This is a genomic window from Kribbella swartbergensis, assembly GCF_054784135.1.
Window position 1 is genome coordinate 72566 of sequence record NZ_BAAGPM010000025.1, and the last position, 26249, is coordinate 98814.

Consider the following 26249-nt stretch of genomic DNA (forward strand, 5'->3'; position numbering starts at 1 on the left):
CCCCAGAATCTAGACGACGTGCTCCTGGTATCGCGCCAGCGCCAGGTCGAACACGTCCTGACCCGGCGCGTCCCACAGTTCCTGGTTGAAGATCTCGACCTCGATCGGCCCGTCGTACCCGGCCGCGTCGCAGGCCTCGCGCAGCCGGCGCAGCTCGATGCAGCCGTCGCCCATCATGCCGCGTCCGAGCAGCGTGTCCGCCGGCAGCGGCACGATCCAGTCGCTCACCTGGTAGGACAGGATCCGCTCGCCGGCCCGCTCGATCTGGCGGTAGATGTCGGCGTCCCACCACAGGTGATAGGCGTCCACGATCACGCCCACCTGTGCGGCCGGGAACTGCTCGGCCAGGTCGAGCGCCCCGGACAACGACGACACCACGCACCGGTCCGAGCAGAACATCGGGTGCAACGCCTCGACCGCGAGCTTCACGCCCCGTTCGGCCGCGTACGGCGCCAGTTCGGCGAGCCCGTCGCGGACCATCGAACGAGCGCCGTCGAGGTCGCGGGACCCCGGCGGCAACCCGCCGCTCACGAGCACCAGCACGGACGTCCCGATCGTCGCCGCCTCGTCGATCGCGCGGCGGTTGTCCTCGATCTTCGCCTTCCGCTCGGCGGCGTCGGTCGACGTGAAGAACCCGCTCCGGCACAACGACGACACCCGAAGGCCGGCGTCGGCGACCAGCTTGGCCGCCTTGTCGACGCCGTACTCCTGGATCGGCTCACGCCACAGGCCGATCCAGGACAGCCCGGCCTTGGCGCTGGCCGCGACGACGTCCTCGAGCGGCCAGTACTTCGTCGTGGCCTGGTTGAGGCTGTAGCGGTTCACGCGTCGACTCCACTCACCCGCAACAGCTGACGGAACCGCGACACGGCGAGTTCGGGGTTCGTCAGTACGCCGGCTTGGTCGGCGAGCCGGAACGTGTCGGCCAGGTGTGGCAGCGATCGTCCGGTCTGGAGTCCACCGACCATGGAGAACCCGGGCTGGTGCCCGTTCAGCCAGGCCAGGAAGGCGATTCCGGTCTTGTAGTAGTACGTCGGCGCCGAGAAGATCTGCCGGGCCAGCGGCACGGTCGGCTCGAACACCTCGTCGTACCGCTGCAGGTCTCCGTCGTCCAGCGCCTTCAGCGCGGCCGCGGCCGCCGGTGCGATCGCGGCGAAGATCCCCAGCAGCGCGTCACTGTAGCGGTTCTCGTCACCCTTGATCAGTGACGGGTAGTTGAAGTCGTCGCCGGTGTAGAGGCGCACGCCCTCGGGCAACCGGTTGCGCAGGGCAACCTCCCGGGAGGCGTCCAGCAGCGAGACCTTGATGCCGTCGACCTTCGCCGTGTTGTCGCCGATCAGCTCGACCACCACGTCGGCGGCGGTGTCGAGCGAGTCGCTGCCCCAGTAGCCGTCGAGTGCCGGGTCGAACATCGAGCCCAGCCAGTGCAGGATCACCGGCCGCGACGACTGGTTCAGCAGCCGGTCGTACACCTTCCGGTAGTCGTCGGGTGAACCCGCCGCCGCGCACAACGCCCGGCTGGCCATCAGGATCGGCTGCGCACCGGCGTCCTCGGCGACCGCGAGCTGCTCCTCGTACGCGCCGATCACGGTCTCCAGCGAGTGGTTGCCAGCGGCAAGCTGATCTGTTCCGACACCGACCGCGATCCGCCCGTCCGGCGCCTCCGCGGCGGAGCGCCGGATCAGCTCCTGTGTCGCGGCCCAGTCCAGACCCATCCCGCGTTGTGCGGTGTCCATCGCCTCGGCCACCGACAGGCCGAGCGACCACAGGTGCCGGCGGAACTCCAGCGTGTGCTCCCAGTCGACCACCGCGGGCTGCCCCGGGGAGTTGTCGCCCAGCGGGTCCGCGACGACATGCGCCGCGGCGAACGCCAACCGGCTCCGCGCCGGCTCATAGGTGCCCTGGGCAACTGGTTCGCCGGTGAGATGATACGTCCGCAGGCCGTCAGGTCCGGGCAGCCGAAGTGAGAGCGTCACGGCTTGGCCTCGATGTCGAGCGGCGGCACCTCGAGCTTCCGGCCCTCACGCCACGACTGCAGACCCAGCTCGGCCAGCTGCACACCCTTCGCGCCCTCGACGAAGTCCCAGGTGAACGGCGCGTCGTCCACCACGTGGCGCAGGAACATCTCCCACTGCACCTTGAAGCCGTTGTCGAACTCCTCGTTGTCCGGGACCTCGATCCACTGGTCGCGGAACTGCTCGCCGGCCGGAAGGTCCGGGTTCCAGACCGGCTTCGGCGTCACCGACCGGTGCTGTGCCCGGCACCGGCGCAGACCCGCGACCGCGCTGCCCTCGGTCCCGTCCACCTGGAACTCGACCAGCTCGTCGCGGAACACCCGGGTCGTCCAGGACGAGTTCAGCTGGGCGATGATGCCGCCCTCGAGTTCGAACACGCCGTACGCCGCGTCGTCGGCGGTGGCGGTGTACTCCTGGCCCTGCTCGTCGTACCGGGTCGGGATGTGGGTCGCGCCCTGGCAGTACACCGACGTGACCGGGCCGAAGATCTGGTCGAGCACGTACCGCCAGTGGCAGAACATGTCGACGATGATGCCGCCGCCCTCTTCCTGCTTGTAGTTCCAGGACGGCCGCTGCGCCTCCTGCCAGTCACCCTCGAAGACCCAGTAACCGAACTCACCGCGGACCGAGAGGATCCGGCCGAAGAACCCGCCTTCCACCAGCCGCTTCAGCTTCCGCAGACCCGGCAGCGACAGCTTGTCCTGGACGACGCCGTTCTTCAGCCCGGAGTCGCGGACCAGCCGGGCCAGGTCGACGGCCGCGTCCAGGCCCTCGGCGATCGGCTTCTCGCAGTAGATCGCCTTGCCGGCCTCGACCGCGGCGCGCACGCCCTTCTCCCGCAGCTGGGTCAGCTGGGAGTCGAAGTAGATCTCGACGTCCGGCTCGGCCAGCGCCTCGGACAGGTCGGTGGTCCACCGGGTCAGTCCGTACTTCTCCGCGATCCGCCGCAGCTTCAGCTCGTTGCGGCCGACCAGGATCGGTTCGGGGATGATCAGCGTTCCGTCGGCGGCCGGGATGCCGCCCTGCTCGCGAATCGCCACGATGGAGCGCTCGAGGTGCTGGCGCAGGCCCATCCGGCCGGTGACACCGTTCATCACGATGCCGATGCGTCGCTCGTTCACAGTCATGCCTCTCACGGATTGATCTCGTAGGTGTCGAGGCGACCGCACATGCCGTGCCGGCCGAACTCGGTGGGGGCGGGTAGGTGATGGAGTTCAGCGGATTGCAGGTACGGCGCGGTGCCGGCCTCCAGCGCGTCGAGCGCGGCTCCGGTCTCGTCGGCCAGGCGGCGGGCGCCCTGCTCCCAGCGGCGCCGCCAGTCGGCCAGTTGCGGCTGGACGATGCGGATCGCGGCGGCGTAGAAATTGTCGAGCGCCGACGGGCCGTGAGCCTCGTAGGACTCACGCAGTACGGCGAAGCCCTCGAGGGCGAGGTTGCGACGGGCCATCGCGGACGGGGTCCGCGCTTCACCCTCGCCGGTGAGGGTGGTCGCCCGCAGATACGTCTCGCGGTCGGTCAGGTGCTCGGGCGGGAGAGTCAGTACGGCGTCGCCGGCCTCGGGGAGACCGGAGTTCGACATCAGCGTCAGGATCTGCAGACCGCCGGCGTTGACGAGGCGGTGGATCGTGCCGGGGTCGAACCAGACCACTGTGCCGGCCTGCAACGGTGTCTCGGTGAAACCCTTCGGGTTGAGGGTCTGAACCGCGCCGGAGCCGGCGATCACGTAGTACCCCTCGGAGCAGGCCAGGTGGACGTGCGGCGTACCGCCGACCAGGCCGTCGGGGGCCTCGATGTCGTACACACTCAGCCGGGAGATGCCGATACCGCCCGGGAGTGCCACGGCAGCGCCCGGCTCGTACTCGCACATGCTGATGCCTCCCTCGCCGGTGAGCCTTGGAAAGGGCTTTCCAGAGCCTGTGACCGCAACCTTAGGTGGGCTGTCACGGCGAGTCAACCTGTCAGGAAAGCGATCTCCGACCGCATCCGGTCAACCGCCCACCGTTGCCACCCGGTGCCCCGGTTCCGGGGTCGACGCTCAGGTAAGTACGGGTCAGGAGGTGCGGACGGCGGCTACGGCCTCGGACCATTGGGTACGGCGGGTGGCGCGGGCGTCGGCGTCGATGGAAGGCTCGAAGATGCGGGCGGTGCGCTTGGCAGCCCAGTCGGTGGTCTCGCCGAGGGTGGTCCAGGCGAGTTCAGCCGCGCCGAGCGCCGAGATCTCAGCCACGTCGGCCGCCTCGACCGGGTGGCCGAGCAGGTCGGCTTGGGTCTGCATGAGGAGATCGGAGACGGTCGCGCCGCCGTCGGCCCGGAGCCGGCCGGGCGTGCCGGGGATGGTGTCGACGATGTCGCAGATCTGGTGAGCGACGGCGTCGACGCAGGCTCGGGCGATATGTGCCCGCGTGGTGGAACCACTCATCCCGGTCAGCGCGGCGCGGGCGTTGCGATCCCAGTGTGGCGCGCCCAGCCCGGCGAACGCGGGCACGAGCGTGACTCCGCCGGCATCGGGAACGCTCGCCGCCAATTCCGTCAGCGCGCCCACATCGGGCAGGCCGAGCGTGGCGGCCGTCCACGCCAGCGCGGCGCCGGACGACACGATGTTGCCCTCCAGCGCGTAGAGCGGCTCGTCGGTCAGCCACGCCAACGTGCACCCGTCGGCCACGAACGACTCCACCGGCGTCATCACCGACGACCCGGTCCCGTACGTCGCCTTGATCATCCCGGCCCGCGTACACCCCTGCCCGTACATCGCCGCATGCGAATCGGCCAGTACGGCGACGATCGGAATTCCGTCCCGCAGTCCCGGTACGCCGGACGTCGTACCGAAACCGCCGTTCGACGCCCGCACCTCGGGCAGGACGGACCGCGGTACGCCGAATGCCTCGAGCAGCGACGGGGACCAGTCGAGGTCGAGAACGTCGTACAGCAAGGTCCGGGAGGCGTTGCCGGCGTCCGTCAGGTGCTCTCGGCAACCAGTCAGGCGATGAATCAGCCAGGAGTCCACCGTGCCGACGTAGTCCGGGTCCGCGTGCTCGAGCAGCCAACGCAGCTTGGGGGCGGAGAACATCGCGTCGACGCGCAGCCCCGTGCGTTCACGGACGAGGGTGTCGAGCGAGGCCGTCAGGGTCGAGCACCAGGCGGTCGTCCGGACGTCCTGCCAGCCGATGACCGGTCCGACCGGCTCGCCCGCGCTGCTCCAGCCGACGACCGACTCACGCTGCGTCGACAACGCGATCCCCGCGATGTCGACCGGGCCGGCGGCGGCGAGGCACTGCGCGACGGCCTGAAGGACACTGCGCCAGATGTCGTCGGCGTCTTGCTCGGCCCAGCCCGCCTGGGGTGTGGACAGGCCGACCGACGCCGACCCGGTCGCCAGGACGCCGGCGTCCGAGCTCACCAGAACGGCCTTCGAGTTGGTCGTCCCCTGGTCGATCGCCAGCACAGCTCGTCCACCCACGTCGAGCGCCCTTCTGGTCGGTGTCTTCGCTGCCCAACCCGCCGCCCGGATCGGACAACTTTCAACTGAGCTCTTGACGGGACTCTAGCGTCGTGGTGAAACTCAAGTCGACAGGTTATGCACTAGTGAATATCTATTCAAAGAGTCTGCGGAGGACGCAAGGTGGCGAAGGTCAGTAGGCGACGGGTGATCATCAACACCGACGCGAAGAACGAGGCGGACGATCAGTTCGCGATCGTGCACGGGCTGTTGTCGCCCACTTTCGACATCCGCGGCCTGATCGCGGCGCACTTCGGCACCCGCCGGTCGGACCGCAGCATGGAGGAATCCCGCGAGGAGATCGACCTGCTGCTGGACCTGCTCGACCTGACCGGCCAGGTGCCGGTCGCGAACGGCGCGCCGACCGGCATCCCGGACGAGGGGACCCCGCTCGACTCGCCGGGCGCGCAACTGATCATCGAGGAGTCGAAACTCGCCTCGACGGGCGACCCGCTGTTCGTGGCGTTCCTCGGCCCGCTCACCGACATGGCCTCGGCGATCCTGCTGGACCCGGAGATCGTGCACCGGGAGGTGATCGTGATCTGGATCGGCGGCCGTGGCTACGACGGGCTCGCCCCGGGCTGGCCCGGTATCGAGTTCAACCTGTCCAACGACATCCACGCCGCCAACGTGGTGTTCGGTTCCGGTATCACCGTGTGGCAGGTGCCGAGTGACGTCTACAGCAAGGTGTCGGTGAGCTACGCCGAACTCGACGAGAAGATCGGCGACGCGGGCCCGCTCGGCAAGTACCTGATCGAGCAGCTGCACGAGTGGAACGCCACCTACCACCCCGAGCCGATCGAGTCCCGTTCGCTCGGTGACTCACCCGCCATCGCCTTGATGCTCTACCCGACCAGCGGTGCCATGCGGGTCCGGCCCGCGCCGCGGTTCGGGTCCGACGGCTGGTACCTGCCCGGTACCGGCAACCCGATCAGTGTCTGCGAACAGGTTGACGTCCGGTTCCTGCTGGAGGACATGTTCGCGAAGATCCGCCGCTTCGCCCGGCAAAGGAGTCAGTCATGACAGGCAGTTCATTCACCCGCCGCGGTTTCCTCGGCCTCACGTCCGCCGCCGTCGCCGGCGCCGGTCTGTCCGCCTGCACGGGCGGTGGTACGTCGACCAGCAGTGGTGGCGGCGCCACGGCCGCGGCCTCGAACGACCTGCGCGTCTTCACCTACGAGGGTGACGAGACGATCGGCCTGTTCAAGGCGCAGCTGAAGAAGTTCGACCAGCAGGCCGGTACGACGACCACGGTCGAGACCCTGCCCGGATCCGGCGCGGCGGTCTATCCGGACAAGCTGCGCACCCAGCTGCTCGGCGGCAAGGGCCCGGACGTCTGGCGGATCTGGGGCGGCCAGATCGGGGCGCCGTTCGCGAAGGCCAAGCAGGCGCTCGACCTCTCGCCGTACTACGACAAGTACAAGTGGGCCGACACGATCAACAAGAACGCGATCGACGGGATGACCTTCGACGGCATGAAGGCCGGCGTCCCGATGATGTCGCTGGGGCTCGGCGCCTGGTACAACAAGTCGCTGTTCGCCAAGGCGAGCATCGCCGGTACGCCGGCCTCGTACGCCGAGCTGGAGCAGGCGAACGACAAGCTGCTCGCCGTCGGGATCACGCCATGCGGCCTGGCCGGCAAGTACGGCTGGAACATCATGCGCCTGTTCGAGTACCTGCTCGAGCACACCGCCGGGCCGGAGCTGCACGACAAGCTGCTGGTCGGCGACGAGAGCTGGGACCGGCCCGAGGTGGTCGAGGCGTTCACGCTGTTCAAGAAGTGGCAGGACCGCAAGTGGATCCCGGCCGGTGCCCTCGGCATGGATCCGGCAGACGTCGAGCCCGGCTACGTGCAGGGCAAGTACGGCTACACGATCATCGGTCCGTGGACCGAGTCGGCCGCGATCCAGCCGGCGAAGAAGAGCCCGGCCGGCTTCGGCAACTTCGAGCTGCCGACCGACCAGACGCCGGCCCGGCACTCGGGCTTCGTCGAGGGGTACATGATCAACGCCAAGTCGGGCAACCCGGACAAGGCCGCCGAGCTGCTGAACTTCCTGGCCCAGCCGGAGACCCAGAAGGCCCTGAAGGTCACCGCGTCGACGGTGAAGGGTGCCGAGCCGGATCCGAAGGAACTGCCGCTGTCCGCCGAGTGGTCGAAGAAGTACGGGAGCAACCCGTTCTACACGATCCAGGACCAGGCCTTCCCGAAGAAGGAGGCCGACCAGTACTTCAGCGTGCAGAGCAACCTGCTGCAGGGGAAGACCACGCCGGAGGCGGCGGCTAAGAAGATGCAGGAGATCGTCTCCGCCTGGGCGAAGGGCTGAGCCGGGGTCATGGCGACGGTCGCACTGACGAAACCCGCAAAGGTCAAACGGGGCGGCAAGTGGTCGCCCTGGCTGTTCGCCCTGCCCGCCCTGGGGGTGTACGTCGCGTTCCTGGTGTACCCGGCGTTGTCCTCACTGTGGTTCAGCCTGACCGACTGGGACGGGCTCAGTGCGACGTACAACTTCGTCGGGCTGGACAACTACGCCAAGCTGCCCGGTGACCCGGTCGTCGTCACCGCGGTCCGGAACAACCTGATCTGGACCGTCGTGACGATCGCCGTCCCGACCGCGCTCGGGCTCGGCCTGGCGATCGCGCTGAACGGCAAGGTGCACGGCAAACCGATCCTGCGGCTGATCTTCTACACCCCGGCGGTGCTGCCGCTGGTGTCGATCGCCTCGATCTGGGGCTGGCTCTACAACCCGCAGTACGGCGCGATCAACTCGTTCCTGCGGCTGATCGGCCTGGACGGACTGGCCCAGCCGTGGCTCGGGCAGGACTCGACCGCCTTGTGGGCGGTGATGGTGCCGGCCGTCTGGCTGCGGACCGGTTTCCCGATGCTGCTCTACCTGGCCGCGCTGCAAGGCATCCCGAACGAACTCTACGAGGCCGCGACCGTCGACGGCGCGACCCGGTGGCAGCAGTTCTGGCACGTGACGATGCCGAGCCTGCGGCCGGCCCACTACATCGTGCTGGCGCTGTCGCTGATCGACTCGTTCAAGGTCTTCGACATGATCTACGCGATGACGTACGGCGGTCCCGGTACGGCGACGCAGGTGATGGGGACGTGGATGTACGCCAACGTCTTCCAGTACTACCAGGCCGGTTACGGCACGGCGATCGCCGTGGTGATCACGCTGGTCGCGATCGCGGTCGGCATCCCGTACGTGCGCTCCCAGACCAAGGAGGCGTCGTGAGTTCGATCGCACCGGTCCGGGTCGACGCACCTGTCGTACCGGCCGAGACGGAGCCGGCGAGCCGGCCGCCGAAGGGACGGAAGGGACTCGTCGTCACGCTGGTGCTGCTGGTGGTGGCGCTGTTCTGGATCTCGCCGCTCGCGTTGCTGGTGATCACCGCGGTCCGGCCGCTGTCGGACTTCATCGGCAACGGTCCGCTGTCCTGGCCCGACCAGTTCACCTGGTCGAACTTCAAGGACGCCTGGGGGATCGGCAACTTCGCCACCACCTACCGCAACAGCGCGTTGCTGGCGCTGATGAAGGTGCCGCTCGGCGTGCTGATCTCGGCGATGCTCGGGTTCGCACTGGCGAAGCTGCGGATGCGGTTCCGCCGAACGGTGATGTTCTCGGTGTTCCTCGGGCTGACCATCCCGATCTACATCACCATCGTCCCGGTCTTCATCATGATGCGCTCGGCCGGCGCGACCGACAGCCTGTTCGGCCTGATCGGTCCGTACCTGGCCTTCGGCATCCCGTTCGAGGTGCTGGTGCTGCAGTCGTTCTTCCGGCAGATCCCCGACGAGATCTTCGAGGCGGCCCGGGTCGACGGCGCCGGCGACTGGCGGATCTTCTTCACCATCGTCCTGCCGCTGTCCACCCCGGCCCTGGTCACGGTGGCGATCCTCGACGCGGTGGCGACCTGGAACGAGTTCCTGTTCGCGCTGATCCTGCTGAACTCCGACGCCAACAAGACGATCCCGGTCGGGCTGCTCAACTTCCAGGGCCAGTTCGCCAACAACAACACCGGGCTCGCGGCGGGCATCCTGATCGCCGTGGTGCCGATCCTGATCGCGTACACCCTCCTGCAGCGCTGGATCGTCGGCGGCCTCACGGCCGGCGCGACCAAGGGCTGATCACCACAACCGCCCCGACGGAAGAGATGACGACAGATGACTGAACTACCGACCTTCGGTGCCGGGATCTGGCACTTCGCCACCTACAAGGACCGCTACGCCACCGACGGGTACGGCGAGCCGGTCGGCCTGCTCGAGCAGATCGACCGGGCCGGCGCCGTCGGCGACCTGTCCGTGGTCGACCTGAACTGGCCGTTCGCCGGGTACGACGGGACCCTCGACGAGGTGAAGGCGGCCCTCGAGCGGAACGACCTGAAGGCGATCGCGATCACCCCGGAGATCTACACCCGCGACTTCGTCAAGGGCTCCTTCACGAACCCGGATCCCGGCGTCCGCAAGCAGGCGATCGAGCTGTTGCATCAGGCAACCGAGCTGGCGAAGGACCTGGGCTGTTCGTACGTGAAGCTCTGGCCCGGTCAGGACGGCTGGGACTACCCGTTCCAGGTGAACTACCGCGACATCTGGAACCTCGCCCTCGACGGCCTGAAGGAACTCGTCTCCGCGCACCCGGACATCAACTTCGTGATCGAGTACAAACCGCGTGAGCCGCGGGTGAAGATCATCTTCCCGAACGTCGCCCGGACCCTGCTCGGGATCGAGAAGATCGGCCTGCCCAACCTCGGCATCCTGCTCGACTTCGGTCACTCGCTCTACGGCCAGGAGACACCGGCCGACGCGGCGCAGCTGGCGATCGACTACGGGCGGCTGTTCGCGATCGACGTCAACGACAACCTGCGCGGCTGGGACGACGACATGGTGGTCGGCTCGGTCCACCTGGTCGAGACGTTCGAGTTCTTCCACACGTTGCGGAAGAACAACTGGGAGGGCGTCTGGCAGCTGGACCAGTTCCCGTTCCGCGAGGACAGTGTGGAGGCCGCGAAGCAGGCGATCCGGTTCCTGAAGGCGGTGCACCACGCCCTCGACGTACTGGACGACGAGGCCCTCGCCGCGGCGCAGGCGTCGCACGACGCGCTGGCCGCGCAGAGGCTGGTTCAGAAGGTCCTGCTGAGCTCGATGGCGGAGATCGCATGAGTCTGACCGTCGAGCACACCACGATGCCGGTGCTCGGCCGGCTGCCGATCCACAGCAGCCGGGCCGCGCAGGTGGCTCACATCGCCGAGGCGGCCAGGCAGATCCGGATCCAGGACCTCAAGCTGGTCCACCACGCCGGTGCCGGCCACATCGGCGGTGACTTCTCCGCGATCGACATCCTGGCCACCCTGTACGGCGCGGTGCTCGACATCACGCCGGAGACGGTGGCCGATCCGGAGCGCGACCGGTTCATCCTGAGCAAGGGGCACGTCGCCGGCGCGCTCTACACCACGCTGGCGGCCTTCGGGTTCCTGCCGGTCGAGGAGCTGTCCACCTTCCTCAAGCCGCTGTCCGCGCTGAACGGGCATCCCAACCGCAACAAGGTCGCCGGGGTCGAGGCCAACACCGGGCCGCTCGGGCACGGCCTGCCGATCGCGGTGGGTCATGCGTTGTCGGCCAAGCTCGACGTGTCCTTGCGTCGTACCTACGTGCTGGTCGGGGACGGTGAGCTGCAGGAGGGCAGCAACTGGGAGGCGATGATGGCCGCCTCGCAGTACCAGCTGGACCGGCTGACGGTGATCGTCGACCGGAACCGGTTGCAGCAGGGTGCCACCACGAAGGAGACCAACGACCTGGATCCGCTGCCGGAGAAGGCGATGGCGTTCGGGTTCGCGGTGGTCGAGGTGAACGGGCACGACCACGGCGAGTTGCTCGACGTGCTCTCCGCCGTGCCGTTCCGGCCCGGGAAACCCACCTTCGTGATCGCGCACACCCACAAGGGCCATCCGATCTCGTTCATGAGCAACAACGTCGCCTGGCACCACCGGGTGCCGGACCAGGCGGAGTTCCAGCAGGCGCTGACCGAGCTGGAGGCTGTTGTCCCCCGATACGCCAGGGAGCAGGCATGACCGTGCTTTTGGCCGGGCCTTCGGCGCCGGCGTGGTCATGGGGCCTTGGCTCCCGGCCTTCCCTCGTCGCTCCAGTCGCTTCGCTCCCTCCGCTCCTCAGTCCAGGCCGGGAGGCCCCATGACCGTCGTTCCCACTTCGATCGCTGATGAGCCGCGGTACGACTGCCGGGACGCGTACGTCGAGACGCTCGCCGAGCTCGCCCACGCCGACCACCGGATCGTCGGGGTGGTGAACGACTCGGTCGGTTCGAGCAAGCTGAACAGCTTCCGCAAGGCGTTCCCGGACCGGCTGATCAACGTCGGCATCGCCGAGCAGGACATGGTCGGCGTGGCGTCCGGGCTGGCCAACGGTGGCCGGATCCCGTTCGTCTCCGCGGCGTCCTGCTTTCTGACCGGCCGGGCGCTGGAACAGATCAAGGCCGACGTCGCCTACTCGAACACCAACGTGAAGCTGTGCGGGATGAGTCCGGGCGTCGCGTACGGCGAACTCGGCCCGACGCACCACTCGATCGAGGACATCGCCTGGCTGCGGGCGATCGCGAACCTGACGGTGATCGTGCCGGCCGACCCGATCGAGACCGCGGCCGCGCTGCGCTGGGCGGCGGCCTCGGACGGGCCGGTGTTCATCCGCGTCAGCCGGATGAGCGTGCCGAAGGTGTACGACGACGACTACGAGTTCCGGCTGGGCCAGGCGATCACGGTCCGGGCCGGTGACGACGTGACGCTGATCAGCAACGGGACCGTGCTGTGGCGGGCGATGGCCGCGGCCGAACAGCTCGCCGCCGAAGGCATCTCGGCGCGGGTGCTGTCGATGCCGACGGTGAAGCCGCTGGACGTCGAGGCCGTGGTCGCGGCCGCCCGGGAGACGGCCGGCATCGTCACCGCCGAGGAGGCGGTGACGGGTGGGGGTCTCGGCGGCGCGGTCGCGGAGACCGTCGTCCAGCAGCATCCGGCGCGGGTGTCGATCCTCGGGATTCCCGAGTTCGCGCCCACGGGGTCGGCCGGGTACCTGCTCGACCACTACGGGCTCTCGCCGGAGGGGATCGCGGACTCCGCCCGTCAGTTGCTCAAGACAGGTAACTGACCAGGTCAGCGATCGAGATCATCGCGAGGTCGTGGGTGTCGGCGAACGCGCGCAGGCCGGGCCCGGTCATCAGGGTCCCGTCGTCGTTCATCAGTTCGCCGATCACCCCGACCGGCGGCAGTCCGGCCAGCCGGACCAGTTCGACGGTGGCCTCGGTGTGACCGGGCCGCTGCCGGACGCCGCCGTCCACCGCCCGCAGCGGGAGGATGTGGCCGGGCCGGATCAGGTCCGCGGGCTGTGCGGCCGGGTCGGCCAGCACGCGGACGGTCCGGGCCCGGTCGGCGGCCGAGATCCCGGTCCCGACGCCGGTGCTCGCGTCGACCGAGACCGTGTACGCCGTTCGCAGGCTGTCCTGGTTGTCCGGCACCATCAGCGGGAGCCCCAGCCGGTCGAGCACCTCCGGGGCGGCCGGCGCGCAGACGTAACCGCTGGTGTGCCGGACCAAGAGGGCCATCAGTTCGGGCGTCGCCAGACTCGCGGCGAAGGTCAGGTCGCCCTCGTTCTCACGGTCCTCGTCGTCGACGACCACGACGGGCCGTCCGAGCGCGATCTCGCCGATCGCGCGGTCGATGGTGTCCAGGCGGGTTGTCGTCGCGGAGCTCATGTCGCTGTCCTCTCGGCCTGGTACTCCGGGGCAACGACAAGCTCCACGGGCACCTCCGGCAGCTCAGCCGGACGTGCACCGCGAAGACTGCCACGTGCGTCTTCCCATCCGGACTTTCACCGTCGGTCCCGGAGTTCCACCGGGTCAACCGGACACCCTTGCGGATGTACGGGTCGCGGACTGTCACCGCCGGCTCGGAATTTCACCGACCCCAGAGCACGTGTGGTCTTGCTGTTCGGTCCAGAGTTTATCGAGAGAAACCACCCTCGGGAGTGTCATGTCCATCTCAGTCACCTGGCGCGCGGTCGAGCTCACGCTGAGCCGGAACCACGCCGAGCCGTACGCCGCCGAGGTGTGGGCCGACTTCGAACACGAGACTGGTACGACGCTGCGGCGGCCCGCGTTCTGGGACGGCGATGACACCTGGCGGGTGCGCTTCGCTGCGCCCGAGCCGGGACGCTGGCGGTGGAGCAGCGGCTCGGACCACGGTGTGCTCGACGTCCGTCCGGCCGACCCCGGCGAGCAGGACCCCTTCTCCGCGCACGGGTTCTGGCGGATGTCGCCCGGCGGCCGCAGCCTGGTGCACGCCGACGGAACGCCGGCGATCCTGGCCGCGGACACCGCCTGGGCGTTGCCGTGGCGCGCGACCCCCGAGCAGGTCCGCGAGTACGCCGCCGACCGGCAGGCAAAGGGCTTCAACGCGGTCCTGCTGATGACCGTCCAGCCGGACATGCGAGCCGTCGGTCCGCGCGACCGGACCCAGGACGAGGGGTTCGGCGTCGCCTTCGAGGACCTGCCGGACGGGCATCTGAACCGGCCGAATGTCGAGTACTTCCAGTACCTCGACGAACTGCTCCGGATCCTGGTAGACCATCACCTCGTCCCGGTTCTGCAGCCCGTCTTCCACGGCTTCGGCTGGAAGGGCCTCGACGTGGCCGGTCCGGTCGTGCCGCCCGAAGAGTACGCGCGCTACTGCCGCTACCTCGTGGCCCGGTACGGCGCGAGTCCGGCGATCTACCTGGTCGGCGGGGACGGATCGGGCCGCGAACCCCAGATCGCGGCCGGCGGGGCCGAGGTCCACGCGACGGACTGCTACGGCCAGCCGACGGGTATCCACTACCGACCGCACATCCGCGCGAACGCACACCAGGACGCCGAGTGGCTGGACTTCCAGTGGTGCCAGACCGGTCACGAGGGCGAACACGTGGCCGAGCGGGTCGCCGACATGTGGCGGAACCTCCCGGTCAAAGCCGTCGCGAACGGCGAACCGACGTACGAGAACTCCGGTGTGAGCGGCAAGGCCACCGGGTGGTGGCAGGGTCACGAGGCGTGGAGCAACCTGTGCGCGGGCGGGACGATGGGCGTGGTGTACGGCGCCGGCAGTCTCTGGCAGTGGCGGCTGCATCCCGACGAGCCCGGTCACCCGGAGTACTTCGTGGCGCCGGGAGCTGGCTGGCGCGAGGCGGTCGGCTTCGAGGGTTCGACGTACGTCGGGCTGCTGCGCAAGATCCTGAGCGGGTTGCCGACGACCGACATGGAGCCGGACTGGACCCGGGTCATCTCGGGCCGGGCGCTCAGCGTGCCCGGCCGGATGCTGATCGTCTACCGCGAGAACGGCGGTCCGGTCCCGGTGTTCGACGACGACGTACCGCTGCCGTACCAGATCGTGGATCCCCGCGACGGCTCGGTGGTCGCGTCCGGGAAGCGCGACTCCGCGCGGGATCCGCTGCCGGATCCAGGTGGTGAACCCCGCGTGTACATCTGTCTGGCTGACCTATAGTCGTCGTCTGTTAGGGGGTCTCGACGTGAACAACCGCGCGGTGCGTCAGCCGGGGCTGGACGAGTTGCGGCTGCTCGCGAAGGTGGCCCGGATGTACCACGAGAAGGGCATCCGGCAGCCGAAGATCGCGGCCGAGCTCAACCTGTCCCAGGCACGCGTGTCGCGGATGCTCAAACAGGCGGTCGAGGTCGGCATCGTGCACACCGTGGTGACGATGCCGAGCGGGGTGCACAGCGACCTCGAGGACGAGTTGCAAGGCCGGTACGGCCTGCGGGACGCGGTCGTGGTGGACACGCTCGGAGACGGCGACGACGTACTGCCGGCGCTCGGCTCGGGTGCGGCGGCGTACATCGACATGACGCTGACCGGCGGCCATGTGATCGGGATCTCGTCGTGGAGCGAGACGCTGATCAGCGCGGTGGACCGGATGCCGCGCAAGAGCGTGCCGGTGGTGGACAAGGTCGTGCAGATCGTCGGCGGGCTGGGCGACGCGGCGGTACAGATGCAGGCGACCCGGCTGACCGCCCGGTTCGCCGAGCTGACCGGTGGGATGCCGGTCTACCTGCCCGCGCCCGGGCTGGTCGGCACGCCCGCGGTCCGGCGCGCGATGATGAACGACGTGTCCGTCCGGGACGTCCTGGGCACCTGGAGTCAGCTCACCGACGCCCTGGTCGGGATCGGCAGCCTCGAGCCCTCGCCGCTGCTGCAGCGCAGCGGGAACGCGGTCGCCGAGGCCGACCAGGAGGAGCTGCGTCGGCTCGGCGCGGTGGGCGACGTCTGTTTCCGGTTCTTCGACGAAGACGGAAATCACGTGCGCTCGACGTTCGACCAGCGGGTCATCGGCGTGACCGCCAAGGAACTGCTGGCGGTACCGCGCCGGATCGGGGTGGCCGGGGGCGACCGGAAGTTCTCCGCGATCCGGGCCGCCCTGCTCGGCGGCTGGGTCAACATCCTGATCACCGACCTGGCCATGGCCAACCGCCTACTCGACACCTGATGCCTAGGTCGCTCGCCCGGTCGCGTAATAGGTCTTGCAGACGCCGGCGTCGTAGTCGGAGGCGAGCTCCAGGACGCGGCGGCTGTCGGGGGAGACGACCAGGGACGAGCTGTAATTGGGGCAGTAGTTGTTGTACGGGTTGTCGACCTCCACCGGCGCGGGGAGTTCCCGCCAGGCGCCGTTCGCGCTCCTGATGAAGATGGTCTTGCCGTTGCCGGCAGCAACCGAGCCGTCGGCGTTCTGCAGGATCTGGCCGATCAGCAGTTGGTTGCCGTTCGGCGCCACAGTGATGGTCGGAGCGTGGGTGAAGTACCTGCCGTTGGCGGTGCGCACCCAGGTGCCGGGATCCGATGGTGTGCCCCAAGTCCAGCCGTCGGGTGACGTCCGGGTGTAGACGGCGCAGTCGTACTGACCACCTTGGCCGCAGATCTCGTACGACATCAGGTACGTCCCGCTCGGCAGCCGCCGTACGACGGACATCCCCGGGCGGTGGCCTTGTACCGGGCCGGCGACCGTCGGCGTCGGGTCGGTCCAGGTGATGCCGTCGGAGCTACGGACCTGCATCAGCTTCTGGCTGTGCGCGGGGTCGGTCTCGTCGGAGTAGTGACAGACCAGCCGTCCGTCCTTGGCGATGGTGAACTCCGGCTCCCAGAGACCGCCGGCGTTCGGAGCGGTCGCACAGCTGGACAGGTACGACCAGGTGCGGCCGACGTCGCTGCTCTTCCAGATCCGCAGTGACATCGGCCGGTCCGAGGCACCGACCGACGCGGCCCAGAGCAGGGTGCCGGCCGGCATCGCCCCGACCGGGCTGGGCAACTCGAACAGCGTCGCGCAGCACAGGCCCTGGCCGTCGGCAGCTTCGGGATCGTCGACCGTGCCGACCTGGGTGAAGCTCGCACCGGCGTTCGTACTCTCGTAGATCGCGCCGATCCCGTCCGCGTTGCCCACGAAGGTGACGACACCGGCCAGGATCCGGCCGTTCGCCGTGCCGCTGTGCTCGAGCCGGATCGCCCGCGGATAGAGGCCGGTGTCGTTCCGGAGCAGCTGACCGGTCGCGGCCCCCGCGGTGGCGGGTGCTGTGAGGCAGGCGGCGATGATCGCGAAAGCCAGGGCCAGCCGCCTCATCGGATCTCCTCCAGGACGACGTCGTCGAGCTGGAGCCAGACGTCCTGCCCGTGGCCGAAGAAGCCGCCGTACAGCTGGATCAGCGACTCGCGGCCGGAGTCGAACTCGACACTCACCCGTTCGTACGCCGGATGCGGGCCGCCGGTCTTCTGGGCGATCGTCGTACCGCGCAGCGTCCGGACGCCCAGCATCGTCTCGGTGTTGTTCTCCGCCGTACGCATCCAGGCCGACAAGCGGTAGCGATGATGGGGGCGGACGGCGACGTTCTGCTGCAGCTGGTGGGTGCCGATCGAGTCACGCACGTAGGCGTTGTTGGTGCCGGTGTGGCCGAGGTTCGACCGGTCGATGCCGCCGCGGCCGTTCAGTTGCCAGGGTGCGGTCGGCGTACTGCCGGTCTGCTCCTCGAAGCCGGGGTCGGTGACCAGGTTGGTGACCTGTCCGTCGTCGGTGAGCTTGGTGTGCATCAGGAACACGTTGTACGGGTCCCACTGGGACATGGTGAAGTAGAGGTCCGCACCGGTCGACCAGGGGTGCATGTACGTTCCGTACAGCCCGGGGAAGTCCTTGGCCCGGACAACGACCTGCTCACCGCTCCACGGTCCGGTCAGCGACTCGGACGACCGCAGTACGACCGCGGCCCGGTGCTCGTCCAGGTACATCATCAGCCACTTGCCGACGTGGGCGTTCCATTGCACCGAGACCTCGCTGATCGGGCCGATCGCGATCGGGACGGCGGCACTCTCCTTCGGCGACCAGGTCCGGCCGTCCCAGTAGCGCCAGGCGCTCTTCGACAGGACCAGCTTCTCCGGGACCCGGGCGATGTGCGCGTTGCCGAAGCGGCCGTTCGGCGTACCGATCATGTAGACGTAGCCCTTGTCGCGCACCAGGGCCACCATCTGGAACTTGTTGTCCCACGCCTTGGTGTTCTGCCAGCGGGCGTCCGGGTGCTTGGTCCAGGTCTCGCCGTTGTCGTCGGAGTACGCAAACCCCGAGTAGTTGGTGAACCAACTGCCGGCCGGGCCCCAGTAGTTGACCGACATGTACTGCACGTACTGACGCTTGCCGACCGAGATGCCGCCGGTCGGGATCACGGTGTGCTCGTCGCGGTCGATCTTCTTGCAGTCCAGGAACTGCTTGGCGTGGCCGGGCCGGTCCTCGGCGGCCGAGTCCAGCGTCATCCCGTCGGCCAGGTTCCGGTCCTTGCTGCGGAACAGCAGGTTGCACCGCCAGTCGATGGTCGCCGGGTCGCCGACGCCGCCGCCCGGCCCGGTCCAGCCGCTGCCGTAGCTGTCGCCGAACGCGGTGAGGATCTCGCCGGAGCCGTTGTCCCAGAGGATGCCGAGGTCGGTCGCCTTCAGCGCGAACCGGGCCTCGGTGTCGTTGATCGATCCCGGACCGGTCAGTTTGGCGACCTGCCGGGCCGGCGAGGGTACCGCGGACGCCTGGGCTTCCGGGGACTGGTCTGCCCGGACCAGCGCGGCGCCGATCAGGACGGGCAGGACGAGTAGCAATCGTTTCTTCATGCGTTGTCTCCTCGGGCGGGGCAGAGCACGTTCCTGAGAAATCGATTTCCGCCGAAGGTAGTCCTTCGTTGTCAACCGGTCAACAGCTGGAGGTGGGCGACTTCCGCCGGGTGCGGCTCCACCGGCCCCCGGGTCGCGGCACCAGGGCGTGACGGCTGGGCGTGGCCGTCCGTTAGAGTTACTCACTGGAAACATCGGCTGATCGCCGGGGTGGCCCGGCGGGCTCGGAGGATCGACGTGGCTTTGGGTAGGACATCCCCGCGGGACCTGCCGCTGTTCGCGGATCTGTCCGGACGGGACATCAGGGACATCTTCCGGGCCGGCGAGGAGGTCTCCGTGCCGGCCGGCTGGTCGCTGATCCTGGAGCAGACCCCGCCGGACGCGGCGTACCTGATCCTGAGCGGTACGGCGGCGGTCCGGGTGAAGGGCGAGGAGATCGCCGAGCTCGGCCCGGGTGACATCGCCGGCGAGGTGGCGGTCCGGAAGAACACGTTGCGGACGGCAACGGTGACGGCGAAGTCGCGGCTGCAGCTGCTGCACTTCACCCGGGAGAAGTTCGACGACCTGACCAACCGGCTGCCCGCCTTCCGCGAGGCGATCGACGCCACCATCGCCGAGCGCCGCGGTGGATCCTGACCCCCCGGAGCCGGGCGAGGCGGATCTCGCCGGGCTCCAGCGGGAGTTCGAGCAGGCGCTGCTCGGCGGGCAGCGGAAGTTCACCCGGATCCAGGTGGCGGAGCGGGCCGGCATCTCGATCGCCCGAGCCGAGCGGATGTGGCACGCGCTGGGGTTCGCGACCGTGCCGGACGACGAGATCGCCTTCACCGACGACGACGTCGAGGCCCTGCGGCTCGTCGTGGCGCTCGAGGACGACGGGTTCATCGACCCCGGGGTGGAGTCGTCGCTGGCCCGCAAACTCGGCCAGACCCAGTCCCGGCTGGCGTCCTGGCAGTCCGCGATGTTCCTGGAGTTCCTCGGCAACTCGAAACTGTCCGCCGACGAGGCGATCGAGGTGGCCGGGATGCTGCTCCCGGCGATGGAACGGCTGCAGACGTACGTCTGGCGCCGGCACCTGGCCGCCGCGGCCGGTCGCGCGGTGGCCGGCTCCGAGGAGCTGTCCCGTGGCATCCGGGCCGTCGGGTTCGCCGACATCGTCAGCTTCACCCGGCTGACCCGCCGTCTGAGCGAGGCCGAGCTCGGCGAGTTGATCGAACGGTTCGAGGGGACGGCCGCGGACGTGGTCGCCCTGAACGGCGGCCGGGTGATCAAGTCGATCGGGGACGAGGTGCTGTTCGTCACCGACACCGCGGCGCAGGCCGCCGCGGTCGCCCTGGCTCTGCAGGACGCGGTGGCCGCCGTCGACGACCTGCCCGAACTGCGGATCGGTCTGGCGTACGGCAACATCCTGATCCGGCTCGGTGACGTGTACGGCGAGGTGGTCAACCTCGCGTCCCGGCTCACCTCGGAGTGCAAACCCGGCCGCGTCCTGGTCGATCGTGAGCTGGCGGCAGCGTTGGACGGCCATCCCGACTACCGGCTGCGCCGGCTCCGTCGCGTCTCGGTCCGCGGTTACCACCACCTGGTCCCGTACGCCCTCCACCGGGCGGAGTGAGTCAGAATTGTCCGTGTGCGCGAGATCCTGACGACGGCCGAGTTGGTGACGGCGAGTGCGGGCGATCCGCTGATCGTCTGGGCCGGGCAGGGTCTTCGGCCCGGGGTCCGCGCCTGGTACGACGGTGATGCCGTGGCCGTCGCCGCGCCCGAGCTCTCCACGCGCGATCGTCTGGCGGTCGCCGGGCCGGCAGACTCGGTCGCGCGACTCGCGGCCGAGGTTTTCACCGAGGTGGGGACGAGCTTTCGCCCGTTCGGCGACGAACAACTGATCCGCGAACTCGCCGAGCGCGTGCCGTCAGTGACGTTCTCGGCTGCCTTCGGCTGGATGGACACCATCGAGCTACCGGCGGTGACGACCACGGCCGCCTGGCTCGAAGACGACGCCGGCGTCGAAGCTCTTCTCAGTGAAGCGGCGCCGTCGTCGTACGCCTGGCCCGGGCGTTCCGGCGTACGGCGCTGGGCGGCGGTGACCGGGGACCGCGGGGAACTGTTGAGCGTCGCCGCGGATGCGTGGAGCGCGCCGGAGGTCGGCTTCCTCGCCGGTGTCGCCACCCGACCTGTTGCGCGGGGCAACGGCCTGTCCAGGCAGGTGTGCGGCTTCGTCACAGCGGAACTCGTGAAGCAGCACGGCCGCGCCGCCCTGATGGTCGACCGCGAGAACGCTGCCGCCATCTCGCTCTACCAACGACTGGGATACACCTACCGCCGCGTCGCCGCAGCGCACGTGTAGCTTCAGCGTGTGTGGATGCTCACCGGGTGGGCTGGACAGTCAGGGTGACGCTGGGCCTTGGCGTGCTCGCCGGCGTGGTGGTGGGGGTTGTTGTCGGCGTCGTGGACGTCGCGGGCGCCGGCGGGGGGACGAAGGGGGCTTTGTCGGTGTCCTTGCAGTTCTGCTCGTCGACGTTGCCGAACTCGTCCGGTGTCACGGTCCGGTGCGGGAAGAGATTGCTGGTCGTCCCGCGGTCGACGTTGCCGTAGTTCGTCTCGCAGTCCTCGCGGGGCAGGGCGATCGGATTGCCCTCCTGGTCGTACAGCCGCACGCTGACCTGCTTGCCCTGGGCATCGAACGGGTAGATGTTCGAGATCGGTGCACCGTTCAGGACGAGACCGTCCTGGGTGAACGTCGCCGGGCTGCTGTAGTCGCGGTAGTCGTTCATGAACCCGAACGACGCGCCCATGTAGGCAGCCGCGAGGAACGCGGGGACGGCGATCGCGGCGACGATGTTGAGCGGTACGACGTACCAGAGCCAGCGCGGGTCCTGCTGGGTCCGGCGGCCGATCCAGATCGACACCGCCGCGCCCGCGAGCGCACCGACCACCATGACCGCGCCCGCACCGAACAGCGCGAAGAAGCCTCCTCCGCCGATCGCGCCGCGGGCGACCCACCAGACCGGCTGACCGATGGTGACCAGCTCGCTGCGGACGTTCGGCGGGATCTGGTCGATCAGGCCGCGGACGGCCTCGGCGCCACGCTGACCGCGTGGGGTCTCGAGCACGATCCGCGGGTCGTTGCCGCGCAGTGCCCGGACCCCGAGGTACGCCGCCCCGAACAGGACGGCGAGGCCGAGTACGCCGAAGAACAAGGTCTCCTCGTTCGACCACGTGAAGATGCCGATGGCAACGAGGAACGGCCCGGCGGTCGCCGCGATCAACCCCCAGCGCAACGCCTTCCGGCCGGCGTCGCGATCCGCGACCGGCTGCGTCCGCGGCGGGTATCCGGCCGCGTTGCGCAGTTCGTCGGCGTACTCCCGCGGTGTGCCTAGACGCTCCTGCAGGGCCGCGGTGGTCGGCGCCTCCTCGAACTCGGCCGCCACCTCGGTGAGGTGACCGCTGACGTCCTCGAGCACGTCCTCCAGCTCACCCGGCGGCAGATCGCTCAACTCGGCCCGCACCTGGGCCAGGTAGATCGCGACCGCTCCGGTCAGAGTGCTGTTCACGCGGCCTCCTTCTCCAGCAGCAGCACCGACATCGTGTCGGCGAAGTGGTTCCAGGTCTTGGTCGACTGGGCGAGCAGATCCCGGCCGGTCTTGTTCAGCCCGTAGTACTTCCGGTGCGGGCCTTCCTCACTCGGCTGCACGTACGACGTCAACGCCCCGGCCGCGAACAACCGCCGCAACGTGCCGTACACCGACGCGTCCGCGACATCCTCGAGCCCGGCGGCCCGCAGTCGCCGCAGTACGTCGTACCCGTAACCGTCGGCGTCCCGCAGCACAGCGAGCACCGCCAGATCCAGCACACCCTTGAGCAACTGGCTCGTATCCATCCCGACCTCCCTCGGCGCACCGGGAGGCCGGACCCCTCAGACCACCCTCCCGGTGCTCTACCGACCACACTACTACACACTGCGGAGTACTCCACAAGACACTCTCATTGCCGAGGGGTAAGTGAACGCGTTCCGGGGGGCTGTGGTCCCCAACGCGACTGCTACGCGCGCTCCTACGTCGCGTGCTCGCCGTCGCTCCCACCCGCCCCTGGGCGCGTGCTGTCGCCCGCTTGTCGACCACACCGTGGAGCCGCCGACCCCTGGACCCACAGGCTAGGCGGCACCGAGACAATCACCGAGGCTGAGTGGACAAGCTCATCGGAAGCTGCAACGCGGGCACGTCGTGGCAGCCGATGCGTCGGAAGAGTTGTCTTGGGTAGAACGCCCGAATACAACACCGACGCGGCCGAGGGCTGCCATCGCCGGTCGAACACCAATACCCAAGCGCGAACAGAGGTTGCACCGATCGCGGCGAAGACGCCGGAGAACCGTCCAGGTCCCCCATCGGTCCTGACAAGGACCCCGTCCCGCCTCCGCCGATCAGGCCGGCGAAGGCAGCTGGCAGCCACTTGGGCGGGCGGGAGAAGTATCTACGCCCGCCTCATCATCCACGGAGCACCGAGCGTGGCGGAACGAGTTATCAGGAGGCGGGCAGCATTTCGGTCAAATGCGGTGTGGGTGAGAGCGGTGAAGAGTGGTGGCGGACGTGTCGCACGAGCCGTTCACGCATGCCCACGGAGTGCCGCCGCGGGCACTGCCATGCGTCATGGCGTCGGCTCTGGTGGATGGAGTTCGTGAACCGGGTCGGGGGAATTGTCGAGAAGCACGTGCTGGTGATGGCTGCTGATGGCCAGTCGATAGCGCTGTCGCGTAGGTTTGCCCGCCCGCAGCCAGATCTGATGAGTGGTTTCGATGTCATCCCACAGGTTGCGTGGGCCGCCCTGGGAGACCATGCCGTCGGTGAACCGGGCCCACGAGCCATCGGGATGATAGGCGATGGCGCCGGCTGCGGTGTGCATCGTGCGTACGTCGGGTTCGGTGAGATCCAGCCAGAAACGGGCGTCGTTATCGCGAAAGATGCCAATGTCGTACTCGGACTCGCGAGCGGCACCGAGGGCGGCTGTGGCAACTTCCATCAGTCCGGTGACCGCGGCCTGCTCGGGCTGATGCCGCAATGGCATGAAGTAGGCGGGAGTAGGCAGAAAGATACCAAGCGCGGTTTCGTCGCCGTGACGCTTGGCTAGGCGAGCGATGCCGGCGCCTAACGGAGTGACGATGACGCCGTCGGGAGCAAGTTGAGCCATCCAGGCCGGCGGGACGTAGTTCAGGCGGCAGGTCGCGATGATCCGGTCGTACGGCGCTCGGCTAGGGAACCCGGCGACACCGTCGCTTGCAGCAAGCAATGGGCGATAACCGGCACTCGCGAGGTGCCGTCGAGCATCATCGATCAGCTGAGGATCGATGTCGATGCTGACGACTTGCTTATCGCCGAGGCGCTCTGAAAGCAGCGCCGCGTTGTAGCCGGTGCCCGTTCCGACCTCCAGGACGGCCTCGTCCCCGGAGAGATCCAGAGCCTGGAGCATCGTCGCCATCAGGCTGGGTGAGGTGGATGATGAGGAGACGTCATCTCTGGTGACGAGGTGCGTATCTGTATAGACCGTGGCAAGCCACCGGTCGCCTGCAGAGGCGTCTATCTGGGCTGATCCCTCGCTGGTGCTCTGGTAGAACCGTGGGACGAATAGGTGCCTCGGAACCGTCCTGAATGCTTTCTGCCAGGCCGGATCGCTGATCGATCCATCCGCGGTCAGTGCGTCGATCAGCTTCCCGCGGAGCTCCGTGGCCTGTCGGTCGATCACTTGCTGAGGCGGCTGTCTCATCGGCTGCTGATCTCCAAAATGTCTGCGATCGCCTCGGCGATCGAGTCCCGCAATTGCGGAACAAATGCCCATTGGCCGTTGGGATTGGCCTCGAGGAACACCCAGCCGTCCGGTCCGACCCGGAAATCCAGCGCGGCGAACGCCAACCGAAGGTTCTCCAGTAGGTCGAGTGTCGCAGCCCTGACTTGCTGCGGGACGCTCGTCGGCAGATAGGTGACATGTTCATGATGAGCCCGGATGTCGATCGGCCCGTCCGGGGTCCTGGGATGGATTTCGGCAGCGAACAGCCGGTCACCAACCACGGTCACTCGTACATCGACGCCGTCGATCAGTTCCTGGAACAGGTGGGCGGTGACAGCGATACCGGGATCGCCCCACAGTTCCGCGGCCACTTCCGCGGTGTACAGGACGCCGCTCCCCTGGTTGTCGTCGATGGTGATCATCGTGGCCAGCGACTTGGTGATGATTCGTCCACCGACGCCTAGCGCAAACTCGCGGACAGCATTCGGATCGTTCGTCACCACCGTGGCAGGGACTTGCAAACCGCACCTTGCGGCGGTGGCGAGTTGGTACGGCTTCACGCGGGCGTCAGCCATGGCGCCTGGATGATTCAGCCACGTCGCCCTAGGCAGCCCCGCCAGGACTCCAGACACACCATGGCGTGCCTGAGCCGTGACGAAGCTTCTATCGTGGCCCAGCGTTTCGTCCGGGGCGCGAAATTCCGAGGGTCGCCGGTAGTAGATAGCCCGCACGGATCTCAGGTCGATCTCCCTGGGAGCACCGCTCATGGACCCTTCCCACGACCCCGCACCCGCATCGAGCCGGGCTGTCAACTGCATCGCTGTTGGGAAGTTCCCGGGATCGCAACGAACGAACGGGATTCCGCGAGCGTTCAGCACACTCAATACGACATCAGCGGTCGGGTCGTCGTCATGAGTGAGGACCAGGATCCGGGCGGGCTTGTTCACCGGCTGCGTCCCTACTTGTCGTCCGTAGCCCAGTCAACCGTGAGTACGTCCTTACCGTCGGATTCGACCGATGTCATCGTGGCGGCCGCAGGCATCACCTGACTGGCCGGCTGACCGTCAACCACGCCGATCTGGCGTTCCGGGCAGAGCGTGACTTCGGGCCGAATGAATCGCGGTCGTCCGGGTGAATAGTCTGCGAACCGCAAGCCGAACGGTCGTACCGCGATCGGCGGTTTCCGGCGTGACTTCGTGTCAGCGGGGTCGAGGTTGCTGACCGGGAATCGATCTTGATCTCTCCACATACGATGCTCCTTCAGAAGGCATTGGATATAGCGGTTCAAGTGGTCGGCAGGGCTGACGCGGATAGCAGGATCGACACGGCAGCCCCGCCTGCTCAGGTGACGACATGGCTGCAGAGCACCGGTGCGCACAGCGCGGCTTCGAGGTGTTTCTGAATCGCGATCGGATGCCCTAACACCGAGAAGTGCGCGAGGCTGGGGACAGCAACTGCGGCGGCCTTGTCGTCAAGGACGGCTGTGACGAGTGCCCTGAAGGCTTTAGGGGTGCTCCCCACGCGTTCCATGAAGATCTTTCCGAGGCGATAGTGGTTCCTCTCGGCGAACTCCGCGAATCCGGCACGGATCTCGGCCTTCTCGACGGGAGTCATCAAGAGGTGCTCCCGGAAGTACCCATGCAGGACTGGCAAGTCGTTCGCTGCTGCCTGTTCGAGTCCGTCCTCGTCCATGCCTCAACCTTGGCGCGTCGCCACGCCGTTACAGACTGTTCGCCTGTATTCCGCAGGAAGGGGCGACAAGAATACAGAGGACGAGG

The 26249-nt window shown here is 68.2% G+C and carries 26 protein-coding genes and 1 riboswitch; of the genes, 12 read left to right on the forward strand and 14 right to left on the reverse strand.

What is annotated here, in order from left to right; translation table 11 throughout:
• Positions 1–9: 9 nt before the first annotated feature.
• From ACYVOK_RS23150 to ACYVOK_RS23170, 5 genes are all read right to left on the reverse strand, one after another.
• A complete protein-coding gene (locus ACYVOK_RS23150) occupies positions 10–825 on the reverse strand; it encodes a sugar phosphate isomerase/epimerase family protein (protein WP_460664607.1) in 816 nt (271 codons plus the stop codon).
• Positions 822–1976 carry a dihydrodipicolinate synthase family protein gene (locus ACYVOK_RS23155; protein ID WP_460664608.1) on the reverse strand — a complete coding sequence of 385 codons (1155 nt, stop codon included), beginning with the start codon at positions 1974–1976 and terminating at the stop codon, positions 822–824. The genes ACYVOK_RS23150 and ACYVOK_RS23155 overlap by 4 nt, the downstream gene beginning before the upstream one ends.
• The gene (locus ACYVOK_RS23160) at positions 1973–3142 is read right to left on the reverse strand and encodes a Gfo/Idh/MocA family protein (RefSeq protein WP_460664609.1); all 1170 of its coding nucleotides are present in this window, start codon (positions 3140–3142) and stop codon (positions 1973–1975) included. Before ACYVOK_RS23160 ends, ACYVOK_RS23155 begins: the two co-directional genes overlap by 4 nt.
• Before the next feature lie 5 nt (positions 3143–3147).
• Complete coding sequence (locus ACYVOK_RS23165) at positions 3148–3882, reverse strand: cupin domain-containing protein (RefSeq protein ID WP_460664610.1); 735 nt, start codon at positions 3880–3882, stop codon at positions 3148–3150.
• Between the two features lie 183 nt (positions 3883–4065).
• Positions 4066–5472, reverse strand: coding sequence for an FGGY family carbohydrate kinase (locus tag ACYVOK_RS23170; protein WP_460664611.1), 1407 nt, complete (start codon positions 5470–5472; stop codon positions 4066–4068).
• Positions 5473–5634: 162 nt separating this feature from the next.
• On the opposite strand from ACYVOK_RS23170, the gene ACYVOK_RS23175 reads away from it, so the two are divergent.
• From ACYVOK_RS23175 to ACYVOK_RS23205, 7 genes are all read left to right on the forward strand, one after another.
• Positions 5635–6534: a nucleoside hydrolase gene (locus ACYVOK_RS23175; RefSeq protein WP_460664612.1), complete on the forward strand. Its 900-nt coding sequence runs from the start codon at positions 5635–5637 to the stop codon at positions 6532–6534.
• The gene (locus ACYVOK_RS23180) at positions 6531–7835 is read left to right on the forward strand and encodes an ABC transporter substrate-binding protein (protein WP_460664613.1); all 1305 of its coding nucleotides are present in this window, start codon (positions 6531–6533) and stop codon (positions 7833–7835) included. The genes ACYVOK_RS23175 and ACYVOK_RS23180 overlap by 4 nt, the downstream gene beginning before the upstream one ends.
• 9 nt (positions 7836–7844) lie before the next feature.
• Entirely contained in the window at positions 7845–8750 is a 906-nt protein-coding gene (locus tag ACYVOK_RS23185) for a carbohydrate ABC transporter permease (protein WP_460664614.1), read from the forward strand.
• Positions 8747–9643, forward strand: coding sequence for a carbohydrate ABC transporter permease (locus tag ACYVOK_RS23190; protein WP_460664615.1), 897 nt, complete (start codon positions 8747–8749; stop codon positions 9641–9643). Before ACYVOK_RS23185 ends, ACYVOK_RS23190 begins: the two co-directional genes overlap by 4 nt.
• A 36-nt stretch (positions 9644–9679) precedes the next feature.
• Positions 9680–10675, forward strand: a complete 996-nt coding sequence (locus ACYVOK_RS23195; RefSeq protein ID WP_460664616.1) for a sugar phosphate isomerase/epimerase family protein — start codon at positions 9680–9682, stop codon at positions 10673–10675.
• On the forward strand, positions 10672–11583 hold the full coding sequence (locus tag ACYVOK_RS23200; RefSeq protein WP_460664617.1) for a transketolase: 912 nt from the start codon (positions 10672–10674) through the stop codon (positions 11581–11583). The genes ACYVOK_RS23195 and ACYVOK_RS23200 overlap by 4 nt, the downstream gene beginning before the upstream one ends.
• Before the next feature lie 118 nt (positions 11584–11701).
• Positions 11702–12667, forward strand: a complete 966-nt coding sequence (locus ACYVOK_RS23205) for a transketolase family protein (RefSeq protein ID WP_460664618.1) — start codon at positions 11702–11704, stop codon at positions 12665–12667.
• Here the strand turns inward: ACYVOK_RS23205 and ribB are convergent.
• Entirely contained in the window at positions 12651–13271 is a 621-nt protein-coding gene (gene ribB, locus ACYVOK_RS23210; protein WP_460664619.1) for a 3,4-dihydroxy-2-butanone-4-phosphate synthase, read from the reverse strand. The two genes, ACYVOK_RS23205 and ribB, sit on opposite strands and share 17 nt — an antisense overlap.
• A 90-nt stretch (positions 13272–13361) precedes the next feature.
• Positions 13362–13495, reverse strand: a riboswitch (FMN riboswitch).
• A 53-nt stretch (positions 13496–13548) separates the two neighbouring features.
• Here ribB and ACYVOK_RS23215 point away from each other — a divergent pair.
• Together ACYVOK_RS23215 and ACYVOK_RS23220 are read left to right on the forward strand one after the other, a co-directional pair.
• The gene (locus ACYVOK_RS23215) at positions 13549–15051 is read left to right on the forward strand and encodes an apiosidase-like domain-containing protein (RefSeq protein ID WP_460664620.1); all 1503 of its coding nucleotides are present in this window, start codon (positions 13549–13551) and stop codon (positions 15049–15051) included.
• A gap of 25 nt (positions 15052–15076) precedes the next feature.
• Complete coding sequence (locus ACYVOK_RS23220; protein ID WP_460664621.1) at positions 15077–16048, forward strand: sugar-binding transcriptional regulator; 972 nt, start codon at positions 15077–15079, stop codon at positions 16046–16048.
• A 3-nt stretch (positions 16049–16051) separates the two neighbouring features.
• On the opposite strand, the gene ACYVOK_RS23225 is transcribed toward ACYVOK_RS23220, so the two are convergent.
• Both ACYVOK_RS23225 and ACYVOK_RS23230 read right to left on the reverse strand, forming a co-directional pair.
• Positions 16052–17173, reverse strand: a complete 1122-nt coding sequence (locus ACYVOK_RS23225) for a sialidase family protein (RefSeq protein WP_460664622.1) — start codon at positions 17171–17173, stop codon at positions 16052–16054.
• On the reverse strand, positions 17170–18696 hold the full coding sequence (locus tag ACYVOK_RS23230) for a DUF4185 domain-containing protein (protein ID WP_460664623.1): 1527 nt from the start codon (positions 18694–18696) through the stop codon (positions 17170–17172). Before ACYVOK_RS23230 ends, ACYVOK_RS23225 begins: the two co-directional genes overlap by 4 nt.
• A 237-nt stretch (positions 18697–18933) precedes the next feature.
• Between ACYVOK_RS23230 and ACYVOK_RS23235 the strand changes: the two genes are divergently transcribed.
• The 3 genes from ACYVOK_RS23235 to ACYVOK_RS23245 are packed head-to-tail and all read left to right on the forward strand — an operon-like array spanning position 18934 to position 21040.
• Complete coding sequence (locus ACYVOK_RS23235) at positions 18934–19332, forward strand: cyclic nucleotide-binding domain-containing protein (RefSeq protein WP_132149510.1); 399 nt, start codon at positions 18934–18936, stop codon at positions 19330–19332.
• Positions 19322–20308: an adenylate/guanylate cyclase domain-containing protein gene (locus ACYVOK_RS23240; RefSeq protein WP_460664624.1), complete on the forward strand. Its 987-nt coding sequence runs from the start codon at positions 19322–19324 to the stop codon at positions 20306–20308. The genes ACYVOK_RS23235 and ACYVOK_RS23240 overlap by 11 nt, the downstream gene beginning before the upstream one ends.
• A 15-nt stretch (positions 20309–20323) precedes the next feature.
• Positions 20324–21040, forward strand: coding sequence for a GNAT family N-acetyltransferase (locus tag ACYVOK_RS23245; protein ID WP_460664625.1), 717 nt, complete (start codon positions 20324–20326; stop codon positions 21038–21040).
• A 19-nt stretch (positions 21041–21059) separates the two neighbouring features.
• Here ACYVOK_RS23245 and ACYVOK_RS23250 read toward each other — a convergent pair whose 3' ends face one another.
• The 6 genes from ACYVOK_RS23250 to ACYVOK_RS23275 all read right to left on the reverse strand — a co-directional run bounded on the left by ACYVOK_RS23250 (position 21060) and on the right by ACYVOK_RS23275 (position 26163).
• On the reverse strand, positions 21060–22247 hold the full coding sequence (locus tag ACYVOK_RS23250; RefSeq protein WP_460664626.1) for an HAAS signaling domain-containing protein: 1188 nt from the start codon (positions 22245–22247) through the stop codon (positions 21060–21062).
• Positions 22244–22573, reverse strand: coding sequence for a PadR family transcriptional regulator (locus ACYVOK_RS23255; RefSeq protein ID WP_130445805.1), 330 nt, complete (start codon positions 22571–22573; stop codon positions 22244–22246). Before ACYVOK_RS23255 ends, ACYVOK_RS23250 begins: the two co-directional genes overlap by 4 nt.
• A 764-nt stretch (positions 22574–23337) precedes the next feature.
• Positions 23338–24429 carry a methyltransferase domain-containing protein gene (locus ACYVOK_RS23260; RefSeq protein ID WP_460664627.1) on the reverse strand — a complete coding sequence of 364 codons (1092 nt, stop codon included), beginning with the start codon at positions 24427–24429 and terminating at the stop codon, positions 23338–23340.
• Positions 24430–24446: 17 nt separating this feature from the next.
• Positions 24447–25418, reverse strand: coding sequence for an MvdC/MvdD family ATP grasp protein (locus tag ACYVOK_RS23265; protein WP_460664628.1), 972 nt, complete (start codon positions 25416–25418; stop codon positions 24447–24449).
• A gap of 11 nt (positions 25419–25429) precedes the next feature.
• Positions 25430–25720, reverse strand: coding sequence for a putative ATP-grasp-modified RiPP (gene tgmA / locus ACYVOK_RS23270; RefSeq protein WP_460664787.1), 291 nt, complete (start codon positions 25718–25720; stop codon positions 25430–25432).
• A gap of 92 nt (positions 25721–25812) precedes the next feature.
• Entirely contained in the window at positions 25813–26163 is a 351-nt protein-coding gene (locus ACYVOK_RS23275; protein ID WP_460664629.1) for a hypothetical protein, read from the reverse strand.
• Positions 26164–26249 lie beyond the last annotated feature (86 nt).